This window comes from Streptomyces sp. NPDC030222, assembly GCF_055573115.1.
On the sequence record NZ_JBVICA010000009.1, the window covers coordinates 86,491 to 110,316 of the forward strand.

At 72.3% G+C, this 23,826-nt stretch carries 19 protein-coding genes; 15 read left to right on the plus strand and 4 right to left on the minus strand.

Going from position 1 to position 23,826, the window contains the following annotated elements:
- Positions 1 to 34: 34 nt before the first annotated feature.
- Positions 35 to 1,804, minus strand: coding sequence for a dolichyl-phosphate-mannose--protein mannosyltransferase (locus tag ACZ4Z5_RS15575; RefSeq protein ID WP_468262269.1), 1,770 nt, complete (start codon positions 1,802 to 1,804; stop codon positions 35 to 37).
- A gap of 60 nt (positions 1,805 to 1,864) precedes the next feature.
- Here ACZ4Z5_RS15575 and rsmI point away from each other — a divergent pair, with 60 nt between their 5' ends.
- The 13 genes from rsmI (at position 1,865) to ACZ4Z5_RS15640 (ending at position 20,003) form a co-directional block, all read left to right on the plus strand.
- Positions 1,865 to 2,743 carry a 16S rRNA (cytidine(1402)-2'-O)-methyltransferase gene (rsmI, locus tag ACZ4Z5_RS15580; protein ID WP_468262271.1) on the plus strand — a complete coding sequence of 293 codons (879 nt, stop codon included), beginning with the start codon at positions 1,865 to 1,867 and terminating at the stop codon, positions 2,741 to 2,743.
- Between the two features lie 128 nt (positions 2,744 to 2,871).
- On the plus strand, positions 2,872 to 3,387 hold the full coding sequence (locus tag ACZ4Z5_RS15585; RefSeq protein ID WP_468262274.1) for a hypothetical protein: 516 nt from the start codon (positions 2,872 to 2,874) through the stop codon (positions 3,385 to 3,387).
- A 175-nt stretch (positions 3,388 to 3,562) separates the two neighbouring features.
- Positions 3,563 to 4,447 (plus strand): TatD family hydrolase, encoded by an 885-nt coding sequence (locus ACZ4Z5_RS15590; RefSeq protein ID WP_468262277.1) that lies wholly within the window; start codon positions 3,563 to 3,565, stop codon positions 4,445 to 4,447.
- A gap of 766 nt (positions 4,448 to 5,213) precedes the next feature.
- Positions 5,214 to 6,539, plus strand: coding sequence for a ubiquitin-like domain-containing protein (locus ACZ4Z5_RS15595; protein WP_468262628.1), 1,326 nt, complete (start codon positions 5,214 to 5,216; stop codon positions 6,537 to 6,539).
- Positions 6,536 to 7,414: a 16S rRNA (adenine(1518)-N(6)/adenine(1519)-N(6))-dimethyltransferase RsmA gene (gene rsmA / locus ACZ4Z5_RS15600; protein WP_468262279.1), complete on the plus strand. Its 879-nt coding sequence runs from the start codon at positions 6,536 to 6,538 to the stop codon at positions 7,412 to 7,414. The genes ACZ4Z5_RS15595 and rsmA overlap by 4 nt, the downstream gene beginning before the upstream one ends.
- A gap of 540 nt (positions 7,415 to 7,954) precedes the next feature.
- On the plus strand, positions 7,955 to 8,863 hold the full coding sequence (locus ACZ4Z5_RS15605; protein ID WP_468262281.1) for a 4-(cytidine 5'-diphospho)-2-C-methyl-D-erythritol kinase: 909 nt from the start codon (positions 7,955 to 7,957) through the stop codon (positions 8,861 to 8,863).
- Between the two features lie 330 nt (positions 8,864 to 9,193).
- Complete coding sequence (locus ACZ4Z5_RS15610) at positions 9,194 to 10,528, plus strand: acyltransferase family protein (protein ID WP_468262283.1); 1,335 nt, start codon at positions 9,194 to 9,196, stop codon at positions 10,526 to 10,528.
- Between the two features lie 24 nt (positions 10,529 to 10,552).
- Positions 10,553 to 12,346 (plus strand): ABC-F family ATP-binding cassette domain-containing protein, encoded by a 1,794-nt coding sequence (locus ACZ4Z5_RS15615; protein WP_468262286.1) that lies wholly within the window; start codon positions 10,553 to 10,555, stop codon positions 12,344 to 12,346.
- A gap of 231 nt (positions 12,347 to 12,577) precedes the next feature.
- Positions 12,578 to 14,539 (plus strand): outer membrane protein assembly factor BamB family protein, encoded by a 1,962-nt coding sequence (locus ACZ4Z5_RS15620; protein ID WP_468262288.1) that lies wholly within the window; start codon positions 12,578 to 12,580, stop codon positions 14,537 to 14,539.
- A gap of 46 nt (positions 14,540 to 14,585) precedes the next feature.
- Positions 14,586 to 16,505 (plus strand): outer membrane protein assembly factor BamB family protein, encoded by a 1,920-nt coding sequence (locus tag ACZ4Z5_RS15625; RefSeq protein WP_468262291.1) that lies wholly within the window; start codon positions 14,586 to 14,588, stop codon positions 16,503 to 16,505.
- Between the two features lie 233 nt (positions 16,506 to 16,738).
- Positions 16,739 to 17,452 carry a helix-turn-helix transcriptional regulator gene (locus tag ACZ4Z5_RS15630; protein WP_468262293.1) on the plus strand — a complete coding sequence of 238 codons (714 nt, stop codon included), beginning with the start codon at positions 16,739 to 16,741 and terminating at the stop codon, positions 17,450 to 17,452.
- Between the two features lie 364 nt (positions 17,453 to 17,816).
- A complete protein-coding gene (gene galE / locus ACZ4Z5_RS15635) occupies positions 17,817 to 18,776 on the plus strand; it encodes a UDP-glucose 4-epimerase GalE (RefSeq protein WP_468262296.1) in 960 nt (319 codons plus the stop codon).
- A gap of 474 nt (positions 18,777 to 19,250) precedes the next feature.
- The gene (locus tag ACZ4Z5_RS15640) at positions 19,251 to 20,003 is read left to right on the plus strand and encodes a LuxR C-terminal-related transcriptional regulator (protein WP_468262299.1); all 753 of its coding nucleotides are present in this window, start codon (positions 19,251 to 19,253) and stop codon (positions 20,001 to 20,003) included.
- A 183-nt stretch (positions 20,004 to 20,186) separates the two neighbouring features.
- Here ACZ4Z5_RS15640 and ACZ4Z5_RS15645 read toward each other — a convergent pair whose 3' ends face one another.
- Entirely contained in the window at positions 20,187 to 20,684 is a 498-nt protein-coding gene (locus tag ACZ4Z5_RS15645) for a MarR family winged helix-turn-helix transcriptional regulator (protein ID WP_468262302.1), read from the minus strand.
- Positions 20,685 to 20,865: 181 nt separating this feature from the next.
- Between ACZ4Z5_RS15645 and ACZ4Z5_RS15650 the strand changes: the two genes are divergently transcribed.
- Both ACZ4Z5_RS15650 and ACZ4Z5_RS15655 read left to right on the plus strand, forming a co-directional pair.
- Positions 20,866 to 21,690, plus strand: a complete 825-nt coding sequence (locus tag ACZ4Z5_RS15650) for a trans-aconitate 2-methyltransferase (RefSeq protein WP_468262305.1) — start codon at positions 20,866 to 20,868, stop codon at positions 21,688 to 21,690.
- Positions 21,687 to 22,049: a VOC family protein gene (locus ACZ4Z5_RS15655; protein WP_468262307.1), complete on the plus strand. Its 363-nt coding sequence runs from the start codon at positions 21,687 to 21,689 to the stop codon at positions 22,047 to 22,049. Before ACZ4Z5_RS15650 ends, ACZ4Z5_RS15655 begins: the two co-directional genes overlap by 4 nt.
- Positions 22,050 to 22,153: 104 nt before the next feature.
- Here the strand turns inward: ACZ4Z5_RS15655 and ACZ4Z5_RS15660 are convergent, their stop codons facing one another.
- Both ACZ4Z5_RS15660 and ACZ4Z5_RS15665 read right to left on the minus strand, forming a co-directional pair.
- On the minus strand, positions 22,154 to 22,825 hold the full coding sequence (locus ACZ4Z5_RS15660) for a TetR/AcrR family transcriptional regulator (protein ID WP_468262310.1): 672 nt from the start codon (positions 22,823 to 22,825) through the stop codon (positions 22,154 to 22,156).
- A complete protein-coding gene (locus ACZ4Z5_RS15665) occupies positions 22,822 to 23,805 on the minus strand; it encodes an acyl-CoA desaturase (RefSeq protein ID WP_468262313.1) in 984 nt (327 codons plus the stop codon). Before ACZ4Z5_RS15665 ends, ACZ4Z5_RS15660 begins: the two co-directional genes overlap by 4 nt.
- Between the last annotated feature and the right edge of the window lie 21 nt (positions 23,806 to 23,826).

The following is a 23,826-nucleotide window of genomic DNA, read 5'->3' on the forward strand; positions in this document are numbered from 1 at the left end:
CCATCGGCCGCGCACCCTCAGTCCGTACGTGCCGCTAGACCCACGTGTCCAGCCACATCCGCCCCCGCCACTGCTCCATCGGGATCACCTGGCCCGTGTAGATCGGCCAGAAGTAGATGAAGTTCCAGATGATCAGCAGGACCAGTACGCCGGAGCCGACCGCGCCGACCACGCGGCGGCGTTCGGTGGCGCCGGGCGGGCCCAGGAGGGCGCCGATCAGCATGGCGACGGCCAGGCAGAGGAACGGGACGAACACGACCGCGTAGAACAGGAAGATGGTCCGCTCCTGGTAGAAGAACCAGGGCAGATAGCCCGCCGCGACCCCGCACGCGATGGCCCCGGCGCGCCAGTCGCGGCGGAAGAACCAGCGCCACAGCACGTAGAGCAGTGCGACGCAGGCAGTCCACCACAGCAGCGGGGTGCCCAGCGCCAGCACCTCGCTCGCGCAGTCACCGCCACCGGCGCGGCAGCCGGGCGTTCCCGGCTTCGGCGACTCGTAGTAGTAGGAGACCGGCCGACCCAGCACGATCCAGCTCCACGGGTTCGACTCGTACGAGTGCCCGTCCGTGAGGTTCACATGGAAGCTGTAGACCTCGGTCTCGTAGTGCCAGAAACTGCGCAGCGACTCCGGCACCCATGTCATGTCGAACTGCGGCAGCTTCACCTCGCCGAGCAGCGGGAGCTTCACATGGTCCGGGGAGAGGCCCTTGCGGTTCGCCGCCCAGTCCCTGAAGTAGCCGTCCTTCGTCGCGAACCATCCAGTCCACGACACGAAGTACGTGGCCACGGCCACCGGAACGGTCGACACGAACGCCGGGACCACATCACGGCGCAGCACCGCCGCGTACGGGCGCACCGCGCCCGCGGTGCGCCGGGCGCCCACGTCCCACGCGACGGTCAGCAGCCCGAACGCGGCCAGGATGTACAGGCCGTTCCACTTCGTCGCGCACGCCAGCCCCAGGCACACACCGGCCGCGAGCCGCCACGGACGCAGCCCGAGACGCAGGCGTTCGGCCACTGCCGCGTCCGGGCGGAGCCTCCCTTCCGCGTCGACGGGCAGTGCGGACGCCAGCCGTGCCCGGGCGCGGTCGCGGTCGACGAGCAGACAGCCGAACGCCCCCAGCACGAAGAACATCAGCACCTGGTCGAGCAGTGCCGTGCGGCTCATCACGAAGTGCAGACCGTCCACCGCGAGGAGTGTGCCGGCCAGACAGCCCAGGAACGTCGAACGGAAGAGCCTGCGGCCGATCCGGCACAGCATCAGCACCGACAGCGTGCCCAGGACGCACACCATGAAGCGCCAGCCGAACGGGGTGAACCCGAACAGCTGCTCGCCGAGCCCGATGACCCACTTGCCGACCGGCGGATGCACCACATAGCCGGGATCGGTGGGCACCGCCACGGACGACGGGTCGCGGAGGATCGATTTGTCGATCTCCTTCGGCCAGCTGCCCTCATAGCCCTGGTTGATCAGGGCCCAGGCGTCCTTGGCGTAGTACGTCTCGTCGAATATCACGGCCTTCGGGTCGCCCAGCTGCCAGAACCGCAGCAGTCCCGCGGCCAGCGCGACCAGCAGCGGCCCGCCCCACGCCGCCCAGCGCACGATCAGGCCGGCGAGTGCGGGCGGCACGCCGAGGACCGACCACAGCTGTGGGCCGGGCCTTGCGAACGGGGGCACCAGGCGTTCACGCAGGCCCGGTCCGCGCCCGGGCACGTACCCGAATCGGCGCAGCCGCTGCTGCCAGGCGGGCGGCTGTTCCCCCACGGCCCGTCCCTGCTGGGCTTCAGACGCTGTACTGGTCACCGCGCCATCGTAGGGAACGCGTCCGTGCGCGGGGCGCGGCGCGGCTGCGAGGATGGCGGTGTGACAGGAACGCTGGTACTCGCAGGCACCCCCATCGGCGACATCGCGGACGCACCGCCCCGGCTCGCCGCCGAACTGGAGACGGCGGACGTGATCGCCGCCGAGGACACCCGGCGGCTCCGCCGGCTCACCCAGGCGCTCGGCGTCCATGTGCGCGGCCGCATCGTGTCCTACTTCGAGGGCAACGAGTCGGCCCGCACCCCCGAGCTCGTCGAGGCCCTGGTGGGCGGGGCGCGGGTGCTGCTCGTCACCGACGCGGGCATGCCGTCCGTGTCCGACCCCGGCTACCGGCTGGTCGCCGCCGCGGTCGAGAAGGGGGTCCGGGTCACGGCCGTGCCCGGCCCCTCCGCGGTCCTGACGGCGCTGGCCCTCTCGGGGCTCCCGGTCGACCGGTTCTGCTTCGAGGGCTTCCTCCCGCGCAAGCCGGGCGAACGCCTGGCCCGGCTCCGCGAGGTGGCGAAGGAGCGCCGGACGCTCGTCTACTTCGAGGCCCCGCACCGGCTCGACGACACCCTCGCCGCCATGGCCGTCGTGTTCGGTGCCGACCGCCGGGCGGCGGTCTGCCGCGAGCTGACGAAGACGTACGAGGAGGTCAGGCGCGGCCCCCTGGGGGAACTGGCTGCCTGGGCCTCCGGTGGTGTGCGCGGCGAGATCACGGTGGTGGTCGAGGGGGCGCCCGAACCGGGGCCGGCCGCACTCGACCCGGCCGAGCTGGTGGCCAGGGTCAGGGTGCGGGAGGAGGCCGGGGAGAGCCGCAAGGACGCGATCGCCGCCGTCGCGGCCGCCGCCGGAGTACCCAAGCGGGATGTGTTCGATGCCGTCGTCGCGGCAAAGAATTCGGCTCGGACGGCACCCGAAGATGCCAAAGGTCTATCGTGAAAAGCAAAGCGCGAGCCGTGCTCCGGCCCATTTCTCATCGAAAGGCCAAAAAGCGCTTCAACGTTTGACAGAGCCCGATGCCTTTCGGCCGGACCGGGCATCCACTGGAGCAGTGGAAGGGAGCTGGCATGAGTGAGATCGCAGGTATCCGCGTCGCCCACGAGGCCTATGCCTTCGCCTGCATGCGCTGCGGATACGGCTGGGAGCAGGCGTACGAGATAGAGCACCACACCGACGCCTCGGGGAACGACTTCATCATCTACAAGGCCGACGGCGCGCGGGTCCCCTCGCCGCTGTCCCGGCCGACGTGCTTGAACTGCGGTGAGCACAAGGTGCGCATCATGCGGGCGGGCCAGGTCTCGTCCGTGGTCAACACCCTCGACTCGCTGTACCACTACCCCGTAGCGCCGGGAATCGCCGGCCCGGTCCCTGCGTCCTACTCGGCGCCCAGGAAGGCCCACTCCGCCAAGCCCCGGAAAGCCGGGCGCGGTGAGGCGGAGCCCGGACCGGCCGGGCCGGGACAGTCCGCTGTGGCCGCGGAGCCGGCCGCAGCGCAGTCCGGGACCGAGGGGGATCTCCCCGGACCGGTCCGCCGCAGGCGCCTGTCCGACCTCTTCCGCCCGTCCCACCGCAGGCGCGGGTGACCGCTGCGGGAACGGGTGACCGTCGCGGGGGCGGGATCGCCGCAGGCGCGGGTGACCGTCGCGGGGACGGGACCGCTGCGGGAACGGGAGACCGTCGCGGGAGACCACAGGAACCGGTGGCTGCCCGAACGGTGACGGGAACGCATGACCGACGGGGGCTCGTAGGATCGCGTCCATGAGCCCCAAGGACGTCAAGCATGCCCCGCCGCCGCTGCCCCGGCCGCTCGCGGTACCGGTCGCGGACTCGCACACCCACCTGGACATGCAGGACGGCACCGTCGAGGAAGCCCTCGCCAAGGCCGCGTCCGTCGGTGTGACCACCGTCGTCCAGGTGGGCTGCGACCTGAACGGCTCCCGCTGGGCGGCGGCGACGGCCGCCGCGTACGAGAACGTCCACGCCGCAGTGGCCCTGCACCCCAACGAGGCGCCCCGGATCGTCCACGGCGACCCCGACGGCTGGTCACGGCAGGGTGCCCGGCAGCCCGGCGGGGACGCCGCCCTCGACGAGGCGCTCGCCGAGATCGACCGGCTCGCCGCGCTCCCGCACGTGCGGGCCGTCGGCGAGACCGGCCTCGACTTCTTCCGCACCGGCCCCGAAGGCATGGCCGCCCAGGAACGGTCGTTCCGCGCCCACATCGAGATCGCCAAGCGCCACGGCAAGGCGCTGGTCATCCACGACCGCGACGCCCACGCCGACGTCCTCCGCATCCTCGCCGAGGAGGGCGCCCCGGAGCGGACCGTGTTCCACTGCTACTCGGGTGACGCCGAGATGGCCAAGACCTGCGCGGACGCCGGGTACTTCATGTCCTTCGCGGGCAACGTCACCTTCAAGAACGCCCAGCCGTTGCGGGACGCCCTCGCCGTCGCCCCGGCGGAGCTGGTCCTCGTCGAGACCGACGCCCCGTTCCTCACCCCTGCGCCGTACCGCGGACGGCCCAACGCCCCTTACCTCATTCCGGTCACGGTGAGGGCCATGGCAGCCGTCAGGGGCGTCGACGAGGACACGCTGGCCACCGCCATCGCGGCCAATACCGCACGTGCCTTCGATATTCGATCATAACTCCACGCAGTCGCGTCGCTTTGGAGAGTGACGCCCGCTCCGCTAGTGTCCCGGGCCGCGACGTCTTCGGCAGGCGACCTCCGCCGAGACGTCGTCAGGCGTCAGCACGTCGTCGGGCATCGGCCCGACGCCGTGCGTCAGGCGCACCGGCCGGGACGGACGGAGTGTCGTGGGCAATTCGCAGGGCAGTCACCGTGCCGCACGCGGCGGGCGCCGCGCCGCAGGCAGAACCGCCGCACCGGGTACACCGGCCGCGGATCCGGCGTCCGCCGCGTCGGCGGCCGAGCCGGCACCGGGCGGCAAGGCTGCACCCGCCGCTCCAGCAGCACCAAGGACATCGGGCGCACGGGGTACACGGGGCGCACCGGCCGCACCCGTACCGCCGAGCCCGCCGCCGGACCTGTACACCGCCGCCACCCTGGCCGCGCCGCTGATCGTCCCCCTGCCCACCCTCGTCGACTTCCGGACGCCCGGGGCCTTCGGCGGGGGCCCGGCGGGCCCCGCGGGACAGCCCGGGCCCGGCGCGGTCCTCGACGAGCTGCCGGCCGAGCCCGCAGCCCCCGCCGCCACGCTGGTGCGGCCGCCGGTCGTTCCCCGGCCGACCCTCGTGGACTTCCGAGCGCTCGTGGACCTCCCGGCACACGATGGCCCGGTGGCGCCCGGGGCAGAGCCCTCCGAGCGGCCTGGACCTGGTGACGTCGCCGACAGGGCGTTGCGGGCGGCGCCCGCAGGTCCCCCCGCGGCGCCGCCGGCCGTTCCGCGGCCCGTGTTCGTGGACTTCCCGGTCTCCGGTGCCCGGCGCACGGCCCCGCGCGAGCCGGGGCAGGGGATCGCGCAAGAGGTCGTGCACCAGGCCCCCGAGGCGTCCGCCGCACTCACCGGGCGACCGGGATCCAACGACCCCGGCCCCGTCGGCCCGTCGGATCCGGCCCCCCGCTCCGGAGGGCGAGCCGAGGCGCGCAGAGCGGCGCGTCGCCGGGCCCGGGGCGGTTCCGCGCCCGAGGCGCTGCGCCGGCTCATCCCGCAGGCCCTCGTCCTCGCCGTCCTCGCGGGCGGCACCACCGCTTTCGTGGTCCACGACAAGACCGTCACCCTCACCGTCGACGGCGGCGAGCCGCGTATGGTGCACACGTTCGCGGCCGATGTCGCCGGCCTCCTCGAGGACGAGGGCGTCGCCGTCGGGTCGCACGACATCGTCGCCCCCGGACACCGCGCGGACCTCGTCAGCGGGGACGAGGTGGCCGTCCGCTTCGGCAGACCCGTCACCCTCACCCTCGACGGCGAACGGCGGCGGGTGTGGACCACGGCGGCAACGGTCGACGGGGCGCTCGGACAGCTCGGTGTCCGAGCCGAGGGCGCCTATCTGTCGGCCTCCCGCTCCTCCCGGATCTCCCGCAGCGGCCTCGTCCTCGACGTACGCACCGAACGCACCGTCACCTTCATGGCCGACGGCCGGGAACGCACCGTGCGCACCAACGCGGCCACCGTCCGCGAGGCCCTCGAACAGGCCGGCATCACCCTCGGCGCGCAGGACACCGCCTCGGCACCGCTCGACGGCTTCCCCCTCGACGGCCAGACGGTCACGGTCATGCGGATCACCGGCTCCCGGGAGGTGCGGGAGGAACCCATCCCGTACGCCGTGGAGCGGACCCGTGACCCCCGCCTGTTCGCCGGGACCGAGGTCGTCGAACGCCCGGGCCGCAACGGCACCCGACGGGTCGTCTACAGCCTGCGCCGGGTCAACGGCGTCGTGCAGACACCGGAGAGGATCGCGGAGGAAACGCTCCGCCGGCCGGTCACCCGGATCGTCAAGATCGGCACGCGCCCCCTGCCTTCGTCCGCCGGCGACGTAGACGGTCTGAACTGGGCCGGACTCGCCCGGTGCGAGTCGGGCGGCCGCGTCAACGCGGTCGACCCCTCCGGGACGTACGGCGGGCTGTACCAGTTCGACCGCCGCACCTGGCACCGGCTCGGCGGCAAGGGCCTGCCCCAGAACGCGCCCGCCGCCGAGCAGACCTACCGCGCCAAGATGCTCTTCGTGCAGCGGGGGGCGAGTCCGTGGCCGCACTGCGGCCGTAGGCTTTACGGGTGAGCACCACAGAGCCCGACGCCCTCCTGGGCCCCGCCGACATCCGCGAACTCGCCGCAGCGCTGGGGGTACGCCCCACCAAGCAGCGCGGCCAGAACTTCGTCATCGACGCCAACACCGTCCGGCGGATCGTCCGCACCGCCGAGGTACGGCCCGACGACGTGGTCGTCGAGGTCGGTCCGGGGCTCGGCTCGCTGACGCTGGCCCTGCTGGAGGCCGCCGACCGGGTCACCGCCGTCGAGATCGACGACGTGCTCGCCGCCGCGCTCCCCTCGACGATCGCGGCCCGCATGCCGGCGAAGGCCGACCGGTTCGCGCTGGTCCACTCCGACGCGATGCACATCGAAGAGCTGCCCGGCCCCCCGCCCACCGCGCTCGTCGCCAACCTGCCGTACAACGTGGCCGTGCCGGTCCTCCTGCACATGCTCGACCGCTTCCCGACCATCGAGCGGACCCTCGTCATGGTCCAGGCCGAGGTCGCCGACCGGCTCGCCGCCGACCCCGGCAACAAGGTGTACGGCGTGCCGTCCGTGAAGGCCAACTGGTACGCCGAGGTCAAGCGGGCGGGCGCGATCGGCCGCAATGTCTTCTGGCCCGCGCCCAACGTCGACTCCGGCCTCGTCTCCCTGGTCCGCCGCGCCGAGCCGATCAGGACCACGGCGAGCAGGTCGGAGGTCTTCGCCGTCGTCGACGCCGCCTTCGCGCAGCGCCGCAAGACGCTCCGCGCCGCCCTGGCCGGCTGGGCCGGCTCCGCGGCCGCGGCAGAGGCGGCACTCGTCGCCGCGGGGGTGTCACCGCAGGCCCGCGGTGAATCGCTCACCGTTCACGAGTTCGCGGCGATCGCCGAGCGCAGGCCGGCCCCCGCCCCGGCACTCTGACCGCACCCACGCCGGTCCGTCCACGCCGGTCCGTCCACGCCGGTCCGTCCACGCCGGTCCGTCCACGCCGGTCCGTCCACGCCGGTCGGTCCACGCTGGTCCGTCCACGCTGGTCCGTCCACGCTGGTCCGTCCACGCTGGTCCGTCCACGCTGGTCCGTCCACGCCGGGCTGCTCGGACCGGCCCGTCCGGGCAGCCCTCCCGCTCCGGCAGGGGCGCTTCCGTACGGCCGCAGGCCGGTTCGCACAGGGCCGTCACACTGTCCGCGCCGCACGCGCCGTCACCGGCCCGTGCGGGCCCGCGTCGAGTCGCCCGGGGCCGGTGCGGTCTACTGGTCCGGGCACGGTCTCCCGGGGCGACCGGGGTCACCGGCCGCCGGCCAGTCGCCGTACGGTCCGGTCGCCGGGCGAGGCCGGCACGTCACGGACCGCCCCCGCCCACGACGCACCAGCCCCCGCCCACGACGCACCGCCCCCGCCCACGACGCACCGCCCCGACGTCCGTATCCGTTCCCGTTCCGCTTCCGAGAGGTCCCCGCACGTGTCCGACTCCGTCACCGTACGAGTCCCCGCCAAGGTCAACGTCCAGCTCGCGGTCGGGGCGGCCCGGCCCGACGGGTTCCACGACCTCGCGAACGTCTTCCTCGCGGTCGGGCTGTACGACGAGATCACGGTGACCGCCGCGGACAGCCTCCGCATCACCTGCGAGGGGCCCGACGCCGGCCAGGTGCCGCTCGACCCCACCAACCTCGCCGCCCGCGCGGCCGTCGCGCTCGCCGAGCGGCACGGCATCTCCCCGGACGTCCACATCCACATCGCCAAGGACATCCCCGTCGCGGGCGGCATGGCCGGCGGCAGCGCCGACGGGGCGGGCGCGCTGGTCGCCTGCGACGCGCTGTGGGGCACCGGCGCGTCCCGCGAGGAACTGCTCGCGATCTGCGCGGAGCTCGGCAGCGATGTGCCGTTCAGCCTGGTCGGCGGTGCCGCGCTGGGCACCGGCCGGGGCGAGCTGCTGACGCCCCTGGAGGTCGGCGGCACGTTCCACTGGGTGTTCGCGGTGGCCGACGGGGGACTGTCCACCCCTGCCGTGTACCGCGAGTTCGACCGCCTCGTCGAGGGCGCCGACGTGCCCGCTCCCGAGGCGTCCCCGGCCCTGCTGGACGCACTCCGTACCGGTGACTCCGGCGCGCTCGCGGCCGCCCTGTCCAACGACCTCCAGGCCGCGGCGCTCTCGCTGCGCCCGTCCCTCGCCGAGACCCTGGCCGCGGGCACGGCGGCGGGCGCGCTCGCCGCGCTGGTGTCGGGCTCGGGCCCGACCACCGCGTTCCTCGCCGAGGACGCAGCCGCGGCGGCACGGATCGCCGAGGCCCTGCTGTCCTCCGGCACCTGCCGCACCGCCCGCGTCGCCGTGTCGCCGGCACCGGGCGCCACGGTCACGTCCCGGCACTGAGACAGGGGAAGCCCCGCCGCGGCCGGGACAAGAGACCGGCAAGGGACCTGCACGTGGGCCGGTAAGGGACCTGCACGGGCCGGCAAGGACCTGCACGGGACCGGGCAAGGACCTGCACGGGGCCGGCAAGGACCTGGACCGGCAAGGACCTGCACCGGGTCGGCAAGGACCTGCACAGGCCGGCAAGGACCGACCTTCAAGGCACCGGCACGGGGAAGCAGCCTTTCGCCGAGGCTGTCCCCGCCCTTCCGCCACCGGCGGGGCTACTCAGCCGGCATCTGAGTACGCGCACCCTGTCGTCCACCCATGGCCCACCGGCACGGTGTCCGCATGGGAACACGCGTACGCGAACTCGCCGAGCGGACACCGGACTCGCGGGACCGGTACATCGACCTCCTCAGGGTCGCCTCGCTCGGGACCGTCGTCCTCGGACACTGGCTGATGGCCGCCGTCACCGAATCCGGCATCGGCAACCTCCTCGGCGTGGTGCCCGAACTCCAGGTGCTCACCTGGGCGTTGCAGGTCATGCCGGTGTTCTTCTTCGTGGGCGGCTTCTCGCACGCACTTTCCTACCGCTCGCTGCAGCGCAGGCGGCCCGACGACTCGGTGTACTCCGCGTTCCTCCGGGCGCGGCTCCAGCGGCTGCTGCGGCCCACCATGGTGTTCGTCCTCGTGTGGGGGGCCGGTGCGCTCCTCGTCCAGCTCCTGGGCGGGGGCGGCGGGTTGACCGGTGTCGCGCTGCGCCTCGTCACCCAGCCGCTGTGGTTCATCGGGATCTACCTCGCGATGGTCGCGTTCACACCGCCACTGCTGAAACTGCACGAGCGCCACGGCTGGGGCGCGTTCGCCGCGCTCGCCGCGGCCGCCGGGGCCGTCGACGTGTTGCGGTTCGCCCTGGACGTGCCGTACGTCGAGTTCCTCAACTTCGCGTTCGTGTGGCTCGCCGTGCACCAGCTGGGTTTCCTCCGCGCCGACGGCAGAATACGGATGCCGCACGTCCTGGCCGGTGCCGGCCTCGCCGGGGCGGCACTGCTGGTGGCCGTCGGGCCCTATCCGCTGAGCATGGTCGGCATGCCGGGGGAGAAGGTCTCGAACATGGCGCCACCCACCGTCGCGCTGCTGTGCCACGGCCTGTGGCTGGTCGGCGCGGTCGAGCTGCTGCGCGGGCCGGGCGCCCGCCTGTCGGCCCGGCCGCGGGTCTGGCGCACGGTCGTCGCCGCGAACGGCGTCGCCATGACCGCGTTCCTGTGGCACCTGACGGCGATGCTCGGCGTGTACGGTGCCCAGCTCGCCCTCGGTCCCGCGCTGCCCGAACCGGCGAGCGCCGCATGGTGGGCCCAGCTGCCGGTCCGGCTGGTCCTCGCGGCCGCCCTGACCGCGCTGCTCGTCGCCGCGTTCCGGCGCACGGAACGCCCCGCGTCGACGGCCTCCGGACCCGGGTCGGGACCGCTGGCCGCACTCGGGGTCACCCTGTGCCTGCTCGGTGTGCTCGGCGTGTCCATGGTCGGCTTCGGAGGCCTGCTGGAGGGCCGTACGGCGGTCCTCGTCGCCCTTCCGGTCAGCGCGCCCGCGGCGGTCGGGATGGCGCTCGGCGGCTGGCTCCTGGTCGAGCGGTCGGGCGGCCGCACTGCGGCTTCCCGGACAGGGCATAGGCTGGGAGGCTGATCGATCCCTCTTCCAGGAGCGTTGATGGCCGTCAATCTGGTCAATGTCGAGGCAGTCGGCAAGGTGTACGGCACCCGTGCCCTGCTCGACGGTGTGTCCCTCGGCGTGTCCGAGGGCGATCGCATCGGCGTCGTCGGCCGCAACGGCGACGGCAAGACGACGCTCATCCGCATGCTCGCGAAACTGGAGGAGCCCGACACCGGTCGGGTCACGCACAGCGGCGGCCTGCGGCTCGGCGTGCTCACCCAGCACGACTCGCTCGACCCGAAGGCGACCATCCGGCACGAGGTCATCGGCGATCTCGCCGACCACGAGTGGGCGGGCAACGCCAAGATCCGCGACGTGCTGACCGGCCTGTTCGACGGCCTCGACCTGTCCGGGTTCCCGCAGGGCCTGGACACCGTCATCGGGCCGCTCTCCGGCGGCGAGCGGCGCCGTATCGCGCTGGCCAAGCTGCTCATCGCCGAGCACGACCTGATCGTCCTCGACGAGCCCACCAACCACCTCGACGTGGAGGGCATCGCCTGGCTCGCCCAGCACCTCAGGGAGCGCCGCTCGGGCCTGGTCTGCGTCACCCACGACCGCTGGTTCCTGGACCAGGTGTGCACCCGCATGTGGGACGTGCAGCGCGGCGCCGTCTACGAGTACGAGGGCGGCTACTCCGACTACGTCTTCGCCCGCGCCGAGCGGGAGCGGATCGCCGCCACCGAGGAGGCCAAGCGGCAGAACCTGGTCCGCAAGGAGCTGGCGTGGCTGCGCCGCGGCGCCCCGGCCCGTACGTCCAAGCCGCGTTTCCGCGTCGAGGCCGCCAACGAGCTGATCAAGGACGTGCCGCCGCCCCGGGACTCCTCCGAGCTGATGCGGTTCGCGAACGCCCGGCTCGGCAAGACGGTCTTCGACCTGGAGAACGTGACCGTGCAGGCCGGGCCGAAGGTGCTGCTGAAGCACCTCACCTGGCAGCTCGGCCCCGGCGACCGCTTCGGTCTCGTCGGGGTGAACGGGGCGGGCAAGACGTCGCTGCTGCGCACCCTCGCGGAAGCGGCCCGCACACAGGGCGAGGCACAGCCGGTGGCCGGCCGGGTCGTCGTCGGCAAGACGGTCAGGCTGGCGTACCTGTCGCAGGAGGTCGCCGAACTCGATCCGTCGTTGCGGGTGCTGGAGGCCGTGCAGCGGGTCCGTGACCGGGTGGACCTCGGCAAGGGCCGGGAGATGACGGCCGGCCAGCTGTGCGAGCAGTTCGGCTTCAGCAAGGAGAAGCAGTGGACGCCCGTCGGCGACCTGTCCGGCGGTGAGCGGCGCCGCCTCCAGCTGCTGCGGCTGCTGATGGACGAGCCGAACGTGCTGTTCCTCGACGAGCCCACCAACGACCTGGACATCGAGACCCTCACCCAGCTGGAGGACGTGCTCGACGGCTGGCCCGGCTCGCTGGTGGTCATCTCGCACGACCGGTTCTTCGTCGAGCGCACCACCGACCGGGTGCTCGCCCTGCTCGGCGACGGCACGCTGCGGATGCTGCCGCGCGGGATCGACGAATACCTGGAACGGCGGCGGACGATGGTCGAGGCCGCGGCGCCCGTGCCGGTGGCGCCAGCCAAGGACCGTTCGGCGGGCGACGCACGCGCCGCGAAGAAGGAACTCCAGCGGATCGAGCGGCAACTGGACAAGATCTCCGACAAGGAGTCGAAGCTCCACACGCAAATCGCCGAGAACGCCACGGACTTCGAAAAGGTCGCGAAACTCGACGCGGAACTGCGGGAACTGGCGGGCGAGCGCGAGGAGTTGGAAATGCGCTGGCTGGAGCTCGCAGAGGACGCGTAGAGGAATTGTGCCCGACCGGTAACGGCGGGATCACGGGCCGGTACGCCCTTCGGTACAGGGGCGTACCGGCCCGTCGTGCTCGCGCTGAGCGGTGATAGAAAGAAATCCCGCTCTACTGACGTGAAATTGCGGGGTCCATGTCCGAACCCCCGGCACACAGGGGAGTCGGCCGCCGGAATCGCGGGGGAGGCCGGCCGGACGGGGACCCCTGCCCGAAGGGGGACAGGGCTGATGAGCCAGCCGCCCAGCCAGCAGCCGCCGCAGGGGGGCTTCGGAGCGCCACAGGACCCGCAGGGCACACCGCCCGGTGCCCCGCAGCAGCCAGCCCAGCCGCCGCAGCCGCCGCCGGTTCCGCCGCAGGCACCGGCAGGACCGGCGCAGGGTGCCCCGCAGGCGGCCCCCGGCGGACCGGACTTCGGCAAGGCGCCGGGCACACCGACCCCGACGCCTCCCGGCACGCCGGCACCGGGCGCCCCGCCGCAGACCGGTCCCTACGGTGCGCCGCAGCAGTCGGCCCCCGGCCCGTACGCACCCGGCCCGTACGGCTCCGGGCCCTACGGCGCCCCGCAGACCCCGCCCGCCGGGCAGCCCGGCGTACCGCCCGGTTACGGCTACCCGCAGGTCCACGGCCAGCAGCCGACCGCCGCCAACCCCTACGCGCAGCCCGGCCCGTACGGGCAGCAGCCGCAGTACGGCTACCCGACCCAGCCGTTCGCCGGAGCCCCCGGCCCGGCCGGCGGCCCCGGCGCGACCGGAGGCCGGAAGAACGGCAAGGTCATCGCGATCGTCGCCGCGGCCGTCGCGGGACTGCTCGTCGTCGGCGGCGGCGCCTACGCGGTCCTCTCCAACGACGAGGACCCGAAGAAGCCCGTCGCAGGCCCCTCGGGCAGCCCCACGCCGACCGGCTCCCCGTCGGTCGACAAGGGCGACGGCAGCGGCAGCGGCACGGCCCCCACCGAGGACCTCAACGCGGGCCGCAAGCCCGGCGACGCGAAGGTGCTGTTCCTCCAGACCAATGACGTCAAGCTGCCGGACGGCGGCGCGGAGGCCTACGGACCGTGGTTCGCCGGTGACATCGTCGTCAAGGCCACGTACCGCGAGGTCAACGGGTACTCGGCGGTCGACGGCACGAAGAAGTGGAGCGTGCCGATGACCGCCCCGCTGTGCGGCGCGTCCCGGCAGACCACCGCCGACGGCAAGATCGTGGTCGCCTTCAAGAAGGCCAACACCGAGAAGGCCCAGTGCAACCAGCTCCAGCAGATCGACCTGGCCACCGGCAAGGCGGGCTGGAAGAGCGAGGTCCCCAAGGAGGGCCTGTTCGACAGCGGCAGCACCCTCGACATGGTGATCTCCGGCAACACGGTCGCCGTCAGCCGCTGGGGCACGTCCAGCGCCTTCAGTGTCGTCGACGGCAAGAAGCTGTTCGGCCGTGGCGAGGGCGCCTGCCACATCGAGTCCTTCGCGGGCGGTCCCAAGCTCGTCGGCGTCAGCACCTGCACGGTCGGCGGGGAGTACGGCGCCCTCCACCAGGTGCAGGAGGTGGACCCCGCCACCGGCAAGCCCAAGTGGACCTTCAAGCTGCCCAAGGGCTGGAAGGTCGAGCGGGTCTACTCCGTCGACCCGCTGGTGATCTACTCGGAGAACGAAGAGAAGAAGCTCTGGAACGTGACGACGCTGAAGGCGGACGGCAAGGTCCGCTCCCAGCTCGACACCAAGGACAGCTTCGGGGTGGACTGCGGCATCTCGGTCATCGAGCGCAGCCTCCAGGCCTGCTTCGGCGTCACTGCGGACGCCGACCGGCTGTACATGCCCACCAAGGAGAAGGCCGGCGGCGCGGGCGGCGGACGGTCCAACGAGATCGTCGCCTTCGACCTCAACACCGGTAAGGCGGTGGGGCGTTCCCCCGCCGGCAAGGGGCGCACCATGCTCCCGCTGAAGTCCGACGGCAAGAACGTGACGGTCTACCTGGAGCCCGAGTACAACTCCGGCGGCGCGATCGCGACGATCCCGGTCACCGGCGGCAAGCCCACGGCGGTGCTCCCGTTCCCCCGGTCCGCGGCGGAGGTGGAACGCAGCTTCTTCGACCCGGCGATCGACTACGTGGACGGCCGCTTCTACCTGATGACGACCCGCGTCATGGGCCGGAAGTCGAGCAGCGGCGAGGAGAAGACGCTGATGGCCTACGGCAAGTGACCCCCCTTCCCGCGCCCGCTCGTTCCGACACCGAGGTACACACACGATGACCCAGCCACCCCAGCCACCCAACCAGCCGCCTCCGCAGGGAGGTTTCGGGGCGCCCCAGGAGCCGCCCGCCGGCGGCTTCGGCGCCCCGACCCCGCCGCCGCAGGGCGGGCCGGCGACCCCCGCACCCGGGGCCCCGGCCGCGCCCGGCCCCGCTCCCGCGCCGTCGTACGGCTATCCGCAGACCCCGCCGCCCGCCCAGCAGCCCGGCCCTGCCGGCTACGGCTACCCCGCCCAGCCGCCGCAGCAGCCCACCGGACAGCCCGGCTACGGCTATCCGCAGCCCCCGGCCAACGCCTACCCGGCGCAGCCGCCGGCCAACGCCTACCCGGCGCAGCCGCCCACCCAGCCCATGGGTGCGCCCGTCCAGGGGCAGAACCCGTACGGGTACCCGGCGCAGCCGTACACCCAGCCGATGCACCAGTCCCACATGCCCCAGAGCGGCGTCCAGGGCGGTCCCGGCGGCGGCCGGAAGAAGCCCGGCGCCACGACGGTGATCGTCACCGCTGCGGTCGCGGCCATCGCCCTGATCGTCGTCGGCGGTCTCTGGTACGCGAAGAGCAGTGACGACGAGCCGCAGCGCCCCGTCAACACCGCGGGCGGCAAGAACGGCGACAAACCAGCCGCCGTCGCCGCCAAGGAGAAGCCCCCGGCCGACGTCAACTCCAAGGTGCTGTTCCAGGTGCCCATGCCGGTCCAGCCGAAGGGCGCCGACTCGATCTCGGTCAAGGGCTCCTGGGCGACCGACAAGTACTACGTGAAGAGCGGCGTCTTCGAGATCGTCGGCTACGACGCGGTCAAGGGCACCCAGGCGTGGAAGCTCCCGCTGCCCGGACCGATGTGCGCGGGCTCCCGCCACATCAGCGCCGACAACAAGGCGGCGATCGTCTTCCAGCCGAAGAAGCCCAGCAAGACCGAGCGGTACTCCGGCTGCTCCGAGGTCGCCTCGATCGACCTGGAAACCGGCAAGATGCTGTGGCGCAAGAACGTGCCGGACGGCAGCCGGATGGCCGACTTCAAGGAGGTCACCATCGGCGCCGGCGCGGTCGCGGCCGGAGGCACCAGCGGCGGCGCGGCGTGGGACGTGGCCACCGGCGCCCAGCTGTGGGCTCCCGGGGGCGCCACCACGGGCAACTGCGTCGACCGCGGCTACGGCGGCGGCGAGACCCTGGTCGCGGTGCGCAGGTGCGGCGACTTCGGCGCGGAGAAGGTGTCCATCCAGGTGGTGGACGTCAAGGCCAAGGGCGCGGTCCGGGCCTCGTACGAGATGCCGGCCGGCATCAAGTACCCGCACATCGTGTCGACCACGCCGCTCGTCGTGGCGGCCGACGTCGGTGACGCGGCCGACGACGGCAGCAGCATCACCGACTTCTTCTCCATCGACGCCAAGACCGGCAAGCTGCTAACCAAGATCACCGCGGACTACTCCAAGTACGGTGCGGAGTGCGGGGCCACGGACGTCGAGAGCTGCATCGGCGTGGTCGCGGGCGACAACCGGCTGTACCTCCGCACCGAGGAGCACGAGGGCACCGGCGAGGACCGGATCTCCGAGACCAACGAGGTCGTCGCCTTCGACCTGACCACCGGCAAGCCGGTGTCCGGACGGGCCGACGCGGGCGAGCGGTACACGGTGTTCCCGCTGCGCATGGACGGCGGCAACGTCATCGCCTACAAGGAGGCCCCGTACGACAAGGGCGGCCAGATCGTCTCCATCGACGGTGCGACGTTCAAGCAGACCGTGCTGATGGAGAACCCGGCCGACGAGGCGACCCGGCTCGTGGAGACCCACTTCAACCCGGAGTACGCCGAGTTCATCTTCGGCGGCGGCCGGCTGTACGTTTCCGGCGTGTACGCCAAGCAGGCCCAGAAGCTGTCGGGCACTCCGGAACCCCTGGCGATCGCCTTCGGCACGAACTGACGGAACCTTCCGGTCCACGGATGCGCGGCCCCGGCCGGCGGAACCCCCGCCCGCCGGGGCCGCGGGCTTTCGTTCCGCCAAGTAGTCCCGTATGAAAGGGATTTCGACAATCCGAGTGGCTTCTTACCGGTAAGGGGCACACAACGTCGAACATGCGTGTAGCTTGCCGGGTCTAACGAGGTGGGGCCGGGGCCGAGGGGTGCGGCAGGGGCCCCGGGGGAGGGGATTGCCCGATGGGCGTGCGGCTCATGGTGGTCGACGACCACCGACTGCTCGCAGAGGCGCTTGCCTCGGCACTCAAGCTGCGCGGGCACCGGGTGCTCGCGGCGGCGGCACCGGGCGCCGGCGCGGCCGAGCTGGTGATCGGCCGGGCGCCGGAGGTGTGTCTGCTCGGCACGGCGGCACCGGCCGCGCCCGGCGCGTTCGAGCCGGTCGTCCGGATCAAGCGGGAACGCCCGCAGGTGGCCGTCGTGGTGCTGGGGCCGGTGCCGAACCCGCGCGGGATAGCAGCCGCGTTCGCCGCCGGGGCCTCCGGCTACGTGCGGCACGACGAACGCATCGAGGGCGTCGAACGGGCCATCATGAAGGCCAGGGCGGGTGAGGCGGCCGTCGCCCCGGCACTGCTGCAGAACGCCTTCACCGAACTGCTCAACCCGACCGCCGAACCCGACGACGAGGGCCGTCGGCTGCTGGCCCTGCTGACCCCCCGGGAGGCGGAGGTGCTGGTGCGCGTCGCGGAAGGCGAGGACACCCGGCTCATCGCGGCCGGCATGGGCATCGCGCCCAGCACCGCACGCACCCATGTCCAGCGGGTGCTGATGAAACTGGGCGTCGGCTCCCGGCTGGAGGCGGCGGCCCTGGCGGCGCGCACCGGGCTGCTGGACCGGGCCGCCGTACTGCCCACGTCGCGAGGCGGCGCGGGGGCGGACGACGTGCCCCTGGGCTGACCCGCCCGGACACGTCCCGCTGCCGCCGTTGCTGTCGTCGCTGCCGTGGCCGCAGTCGTGCCCGGAGTCGTGCCTGCAGTCGTGCCCGGAGTCGTACCGGTGCGCGGCCTCGTACGAGTGCGCGGCCTCGTACCGCGGTCCGTGTGCGCGGCCTCGTACCGCGGTCCGTGTGCGCGGCCTCGTACCGGTCCGTGTGCGCGTGCGAGTCCGCGCCGGGACACGCCTTGGCGCGGTGCACAGAGTTCCCACAGGTCTGTCGGTAACTGTTGGCGTACCTCGCCGGACACCAGGTCCGGGACGAGCGTGTTCAGCAGCGACGTGCCGCCGGTGCCGCGGCCGGACGACTGTGGGAGGCATCCATCTCATGAGCGAGAAGTACCTGGTCACGGGCGGTGCGGGTTACGTCGGCAGCGTCGTCGCCGCCCATCTGCTGGATGCCGGGCACCGGGTGACCGTGCTCGACGACCTCTCCACGGGGTTCCGGGACGCGGTGCCCCCCGGGGCGGAGTTCGTCGAAGGGCGCGTCCAGGACTGCGCCGAATGGCTGGACTCCGGCTATGACGGGGTGCTGCACTTCGCCGCGTCCTCCCAGGTCGGTGAATCCGTCGCCGACCCCGGCAAGTACTGGGCGAACAACGTCGGCGGGACCATTGCGCTGCTCGCCGCGATGCGCACGGCGGGTGTGCGGAAGCTGGTGTTCTCGTCCACCGCGGCGACCTACGGGGAACCGGCCGCCGTCCCGCTCGCCGAGACCGCGCCGACCGTGCCCGCCAGTCCCTACGGCTCGTCCAAGCTCGCCGTCGACCACATGATCGGCGACCAGTGCGCCGCCCACGGCCTGGCCGCCGCGTCCCTGCGCTACTTCAACGTGGCCGGCGCCCACGGACCCTACGGCGAACGCCACTGCCCGGAGTCGCACCTCATCCCGCTGGTCCTCCAAGTGGCCCTCGGTGTACGGGACTCCATCGCCGTCTACGGTGACGACTATCCGACCCCGGACGGCACCTGCGTGCGCGACTACATCCACGTCGCCGACCTGGCCCGGGCTCATCTGCTGGCGCTCCGTGCGATCACCCCGGGGGAGCACCTGATCTGCAACCTCGGGAACGGCAACGGCTTCTCGGTGCGGGAGGTCGTCGAGACCGTCCGCAAGGTGACGGGCCATGACGTCCCGGAGACCGTCGCGGCGCGCCGCGCGGGTGACCCCGCCGTCCTGGTGGCCTCGGCCACCCGCGCCCACGAACGGCTCGGCTGGTACCCCGACCACCCGGATCTCGCGGACATCGTCCGTGACGCCTGGGACTTCGTCCGTTCAGGGCGCTGAGAGGCACGGCCCGGCGCACGCGCGGCGCACTGCGCCTGTGGCACGGAACGGCAGCCCGGCACCGGGTGTGCGGGCCCTGCGCCGCGGGCCGTGCCCCCGACGGCCCCGGCGGCCGTGCGTCCGAGCGATGGATCGATTCATCGGTCATAGCACCCGTTGTCATGAAACTTTCGCTCCATGACTCTTCATGTCGTGATGTGGAGCCTGCGTGCTCCCCCGCGAACCCCGGTCCACCAGTTCTGCAATTCGGCTTCCGCTCCCCGCACCCGTCCGTACTCTGATGCACAGCACCGGTGGGGGCCGGTGCCGATCAGGGGTCGACACAGTCGGGTATGACGCCCGGGGTGGGGGTAGCAGTACCGGCACGGCGGCGGCCGTGCCCTGTGCTGTTCTTTCGTTCCGGGCGCCGTGCCCGCGCCGGTCCTTCCTAGCCGGGGGGCCTGGGGCTCCCCCGCGACGCAGCAGGGGGTGTCTGTGGTTCGTATCCGTGTTCTGGTGGTCGACGATCACCGGATCTTCGCCGAGTCCCTATCCGCCGCTCTTGCCGCGGAGCCCGACGTGGAGGTGGCCGCGGCCGGCAGTGGTCCGGCAGCCCTGCGCTGCCTGGAACGGGCGGCCGGCGAGGGGCGCAGGTTCGACGTCATGCTGGTGGACGCCGATCTGGGGGCGGCCGGTGGCCAGCCCGCCCGGACCGCCGTGGACACCGGGGAGGGCGCCCCCGTCGACGGGATATCGCTGGTGGCCGGTGTACGTGCGGGCCGGCCCACGGTCCGCTCGATCGTCCTCGCCGAGCGGGACGACCCGCATCGCGCGGCGCTCGCGCTGCAGGCAGGGGCGTCCGGCTGGGTCGCCAAGGACTGCTCCCTGCAACGCCTCCTCGCCGTCATCCGGGGCGTGCTGCGCGAGGAGACGCATCTGCCGCCCGCGCTGCTCACCGGCGTGCTGCGGGAACTGACCGCGGCTCGCCGGCACCGTACGGAGAGCGAGCGCCTCGTGGAGTCGCTGACACCGCGCGAGCGCGAGGTGCTGCGCTGCATGGTGGCGGGCCTGGGGCGCAAGGCGGTCGCGGAGCGCCTGTTCCTGTCCCCGCACACCGTCCGTACGCATATGCAGAACGTGCTGGGCAAGCTGGGGGTGCACTCCACGCTCGCCGCCGTCGCGCTGGCCCGCCGGGCCGGGGTGGGTCCCGTCGAACTGGACCGTCCGGTGGTCGGCAGCACGGGCTGAGCGCCGGGTTACGACCGGACGGCAGGGGGAAGCGTGCCGGTTCGGGCGCCGTACCGGCACAGATGTCGCCCCGGCCCGAGGTGTCCTGTCGTCCCGGTCGCCGCCCCGGCCCTGGGCGCCGTGAACATGCTGTGCTGTGCCGTGCTGTTCCGGCAGTCGTTCCGTCTCCGCCCGGGCGCCGTCTCAGCCGGGGACGTTGTCGAACGGGGCGGTCAACCGGCGCAGCAGTCCGGCGAGTTCGCCGCGCTGGGCGCGCGAGAGCTCGGCGAGGATCGCCCGCTCCTGGTCGAGGAGTCCGGCGAGCGCCTGGTCGGCCCGGTCGCGCCCCTCGGGGGTGAGCCGGACCAGGACGCCGCGCCGGTCGCTGGGATCGGGCAGCCGCTCGACGAGGCCCTTCTTGGTGAGCCGGTCGATGCGGTTGGTCATGGTGCCCGAGGTGACCAGGGTCTGGGTCAGCAGCTGGCCCGGGGAGAGCTGGTAGGGCGCGCCCGCGCGCCGCAGTGAGGTGAGCACGTCGAACTCCCACGGTTCGAGCTGGTGCTCGGAGAACGCAAGCCGACGGGCCCGGTCGAGATGACGGGCCAGCCTGCTGACGCGACTCAGTACCTCGAGCGGTTCCACGTCGAGGTCGGGGCGCTCGCGGCGCCATGCAGCAACCAGTCGGTCGACCTCGTCCTCCATGACGATCAGTGTAGATGGTCTGTCGATGTTAAGTCTCTTGACGTCAAGATATATTCTGCTTGACGATTGGGCATGTCCGGGCCGAAACCTCGTTCCGCTTCGGCGGGGAGGAGGTCATCCGGGGACGGAGAACACCGCAGAGGACCGTCCCGGACCGATACGTCGTAAGGGGGCTCGACACATGCATTCCGCGCCGACATGGGATCCACGGCAGTACCTGCGTCACTCAGGCCATCGCACCCGGCCGTTCCTCGATCTTCTCGCCCGGATCCCCGAACCGCCCGACCGGAACCGGCCCGCCCTTGTCGCCGACATCGGCTGCGGACCGGGCAATGTCACCGCCCTCATCGCGGCACGTTGGCCCGACGCGCGTATCACCGGCTTCGACAACTCGCCCGAAATGCTGGAGCGGGCCCAGCGCGACTACGCCGGTACCACCCCGGGCGGCGGCCGGCTGGACTTCCGGTCCGCCGATGCCGCGCACTGGACGCCGGACGCGCCCTACGACCTGATCATCTCCAACGCCGCACTTCAATGGGTGCCCAATCACCCGGAGTCCTTCGCCTGCTGGATCGACGGACTCGCCCCGGGCGGCACCTTCGCCTTCCAGGTCCCCGGGAACTACGCCTCGCCGAGCCACGCACTGCTGGCGGAGCTGTGCGAGTCGGCCCAGTGGCGGGACCGCCTCGCCCACCAGGGCCGCCGCTACGTCCATGTGCTCGACCCGGCCGACTACCTCGGCCGCCTCACCGACCTCGGCTGCACCGCCGACTGCTGGGAGACCACCTACTACCAGCTGCTGTCCGGGGAGGATCCGGTCCTCGACTGGGTCAAGGGCACCGCCCTGCGCCCCGTCCTCACCGCCCTCGCCGACGATCCCGACGCCACCGAGGAGTTCCTGTCCCAGTACCGGGACCTGCTGCGCAAGGCCTATCCGCCGGGCCCGCACGGCACCGTCTTCCCGTTCCGCCGCATCTTCGCGACCGCCAGAAAGGCCGCAGTGTGATCGCTGCTCTCGACCATGTCCAGCTCGCCGCACCTCCCGGCTCCGAGGACCTCCTCCGGGCCTACTACCGGGACGCCCTGGGCATGACGGAGATCCCCAAACCCCCGGTAATGGCCGCACGCGGCGGGTGCTGGTTCGGGACGGGCGCCGTCCAGCTGCACATCGGGATCGAGGAGGACTTCCGCCCGGCCCGGAAGGCCCACCCGGGCCTGCGGGTGACCGGGATCGACGACTTCGCCCGGCGCCTGGAGGAGCACGGAGCGAAGGTGGTGTGGGACGCCGACCTCCCGCATCACCGCCGCTTCCACTCCGAGGACCCCGTCGGCAACCGCCTCGAGTTCCTGGAGCCCACGGACTGATCCCGCCCCGGCCGGCCTCTTCGGGGGCCGGCCCGGGCGCCGCGCGCCCACGCCGGTGCGCGAGAGACCGGTGCCGGACGACCCGGTGCCCCGCCCCGCGGCCCTCAGCTCTTGCGGTGGCCGATCAGCCGCGGCTTCGGCTCCAGTCCGTCCAGGCCGTGCCAGGCCAGATTCACCAGATGGGCCGCCACCTCCGCCTTGCGGGGGCGTCGCACGTCCAGCCACCACTGGCCGGTCAGGGCCACCATGCCGACCAGGGCCTGGGCGTAGAGCGGGGCCAGCTTCGGGTCGAAGCCGCGCGCCTTGAACTCCAGACCGAGGATGTCCTCGACCTGGGTGGCGATGTCGCTGATCAGCGACGCGAACGTGCCCGTCGACTGGGCCACCGGAGAGTCCCGCACCAGGATCCGGAAACCGTCCGTGTACGTCTCGATGTAGTCCAGCAGCGCGAAGGCCGCCTGCTCCAGCAGCTCCCGCGGATGGCCGGCGGTCAGTGCGCCCGTCACCATGTCCAGCAGCGACCGCATCTCGCGGTCGACCACCACCGCGTACAGGCCCTCCTTGCCACCGAAGTGCTCGTACACCACCGGCTTGGAGACCCCGGCCTTCGCCGCGATCTCCTCCACCGACGTGCCCTCGAAGCCCTTCTCGGCGAACAGCGCGCGACCGATGTCCAGCAACTGTTCCCGGCGCTCCTTGCCGGTCATACGGGTGCGCCGGGTGCGCCGGTTCTTGTCGCTGCTGGAACTGCCGTCGATCGCCACGCCGTCCATCATGCCGCCTGCGCGGCCTCCTCCCTGCGCCGGGAGTCGATACGGGCCGCATCCGGCCACCGCACGTCATAGGCCCAGCCCAGTTTCTCGAACCAGCGGATCAGCCGCGCGCTCGAGTCCACCTGGCCGCGCAGCACACCGTGCCGAGCCGACGTCGGGTCGGCGTGGTGCAGGTTGTGCCAGGACTCGCCGCAGGACAGCACCGCCAGCCACCACACGTTGCCCGAACGGTCCCGCGACTTGAAGGGGCGCTTGCCCACCGCGTGACAGATCGAGTTGATCGACCACGTGACGTGGTGCAGCAGCGCCACCCGCACCAGCGAACCCCAGAAGAAGCCGGTGAAGGCACCCCACCAGGACATCGTCACCAGTCCGCCGATCACTGCCGGCACCGACAGGGAGACCGTCGTCCACAGCACGAACTGCCGGGAGACCGCCCGCATCACCGGGTCCTTGATCAGATCCGGGGCGTACTTCTGCTGCGACGTCTGCTCCTCGTCGAACATCCAGCCGATGTGGGCCCACCACAGGCCCTTGAGCAGCGCAGGGACGGTCTCGCCGTACCGCCACGGCGAGTGCGGGTCGCCCTCCGCGTCGGAGAACTTGTGGTGCTTGCGGTGGTCGGCCACCCACCGCACCAGCGGACCCTCGACCGCCAGCGATCCCATGATCGCCAGCGCGATCCGCAGCGGACGCTTCGCCTTGAAGGCACCATGGGTGAAATAGCGGTGGAAACCGATCGTGATGCCGTGGCAGCCGATGAAGTACATCGCCACCATCAGGCCCAGATCCAGCCAGCTCACCCCCCAGCCCCAGGCCAGCGGTACGGCCGCCACCAGGGCGAGGAACGGCACCGTGATGAACAGCAGCAGCGTGATCTGCTCGATCGAACGCCGCTTTTCCCCTCCGAGGGTCGCGGTGAGCAGCGCGGAATCGGTCTTGCTGGTGGTCTCGTCGATCACGTCGGAGCTCGTGGGTGCCATAGGTGTCCCCTGTGGGGTGGG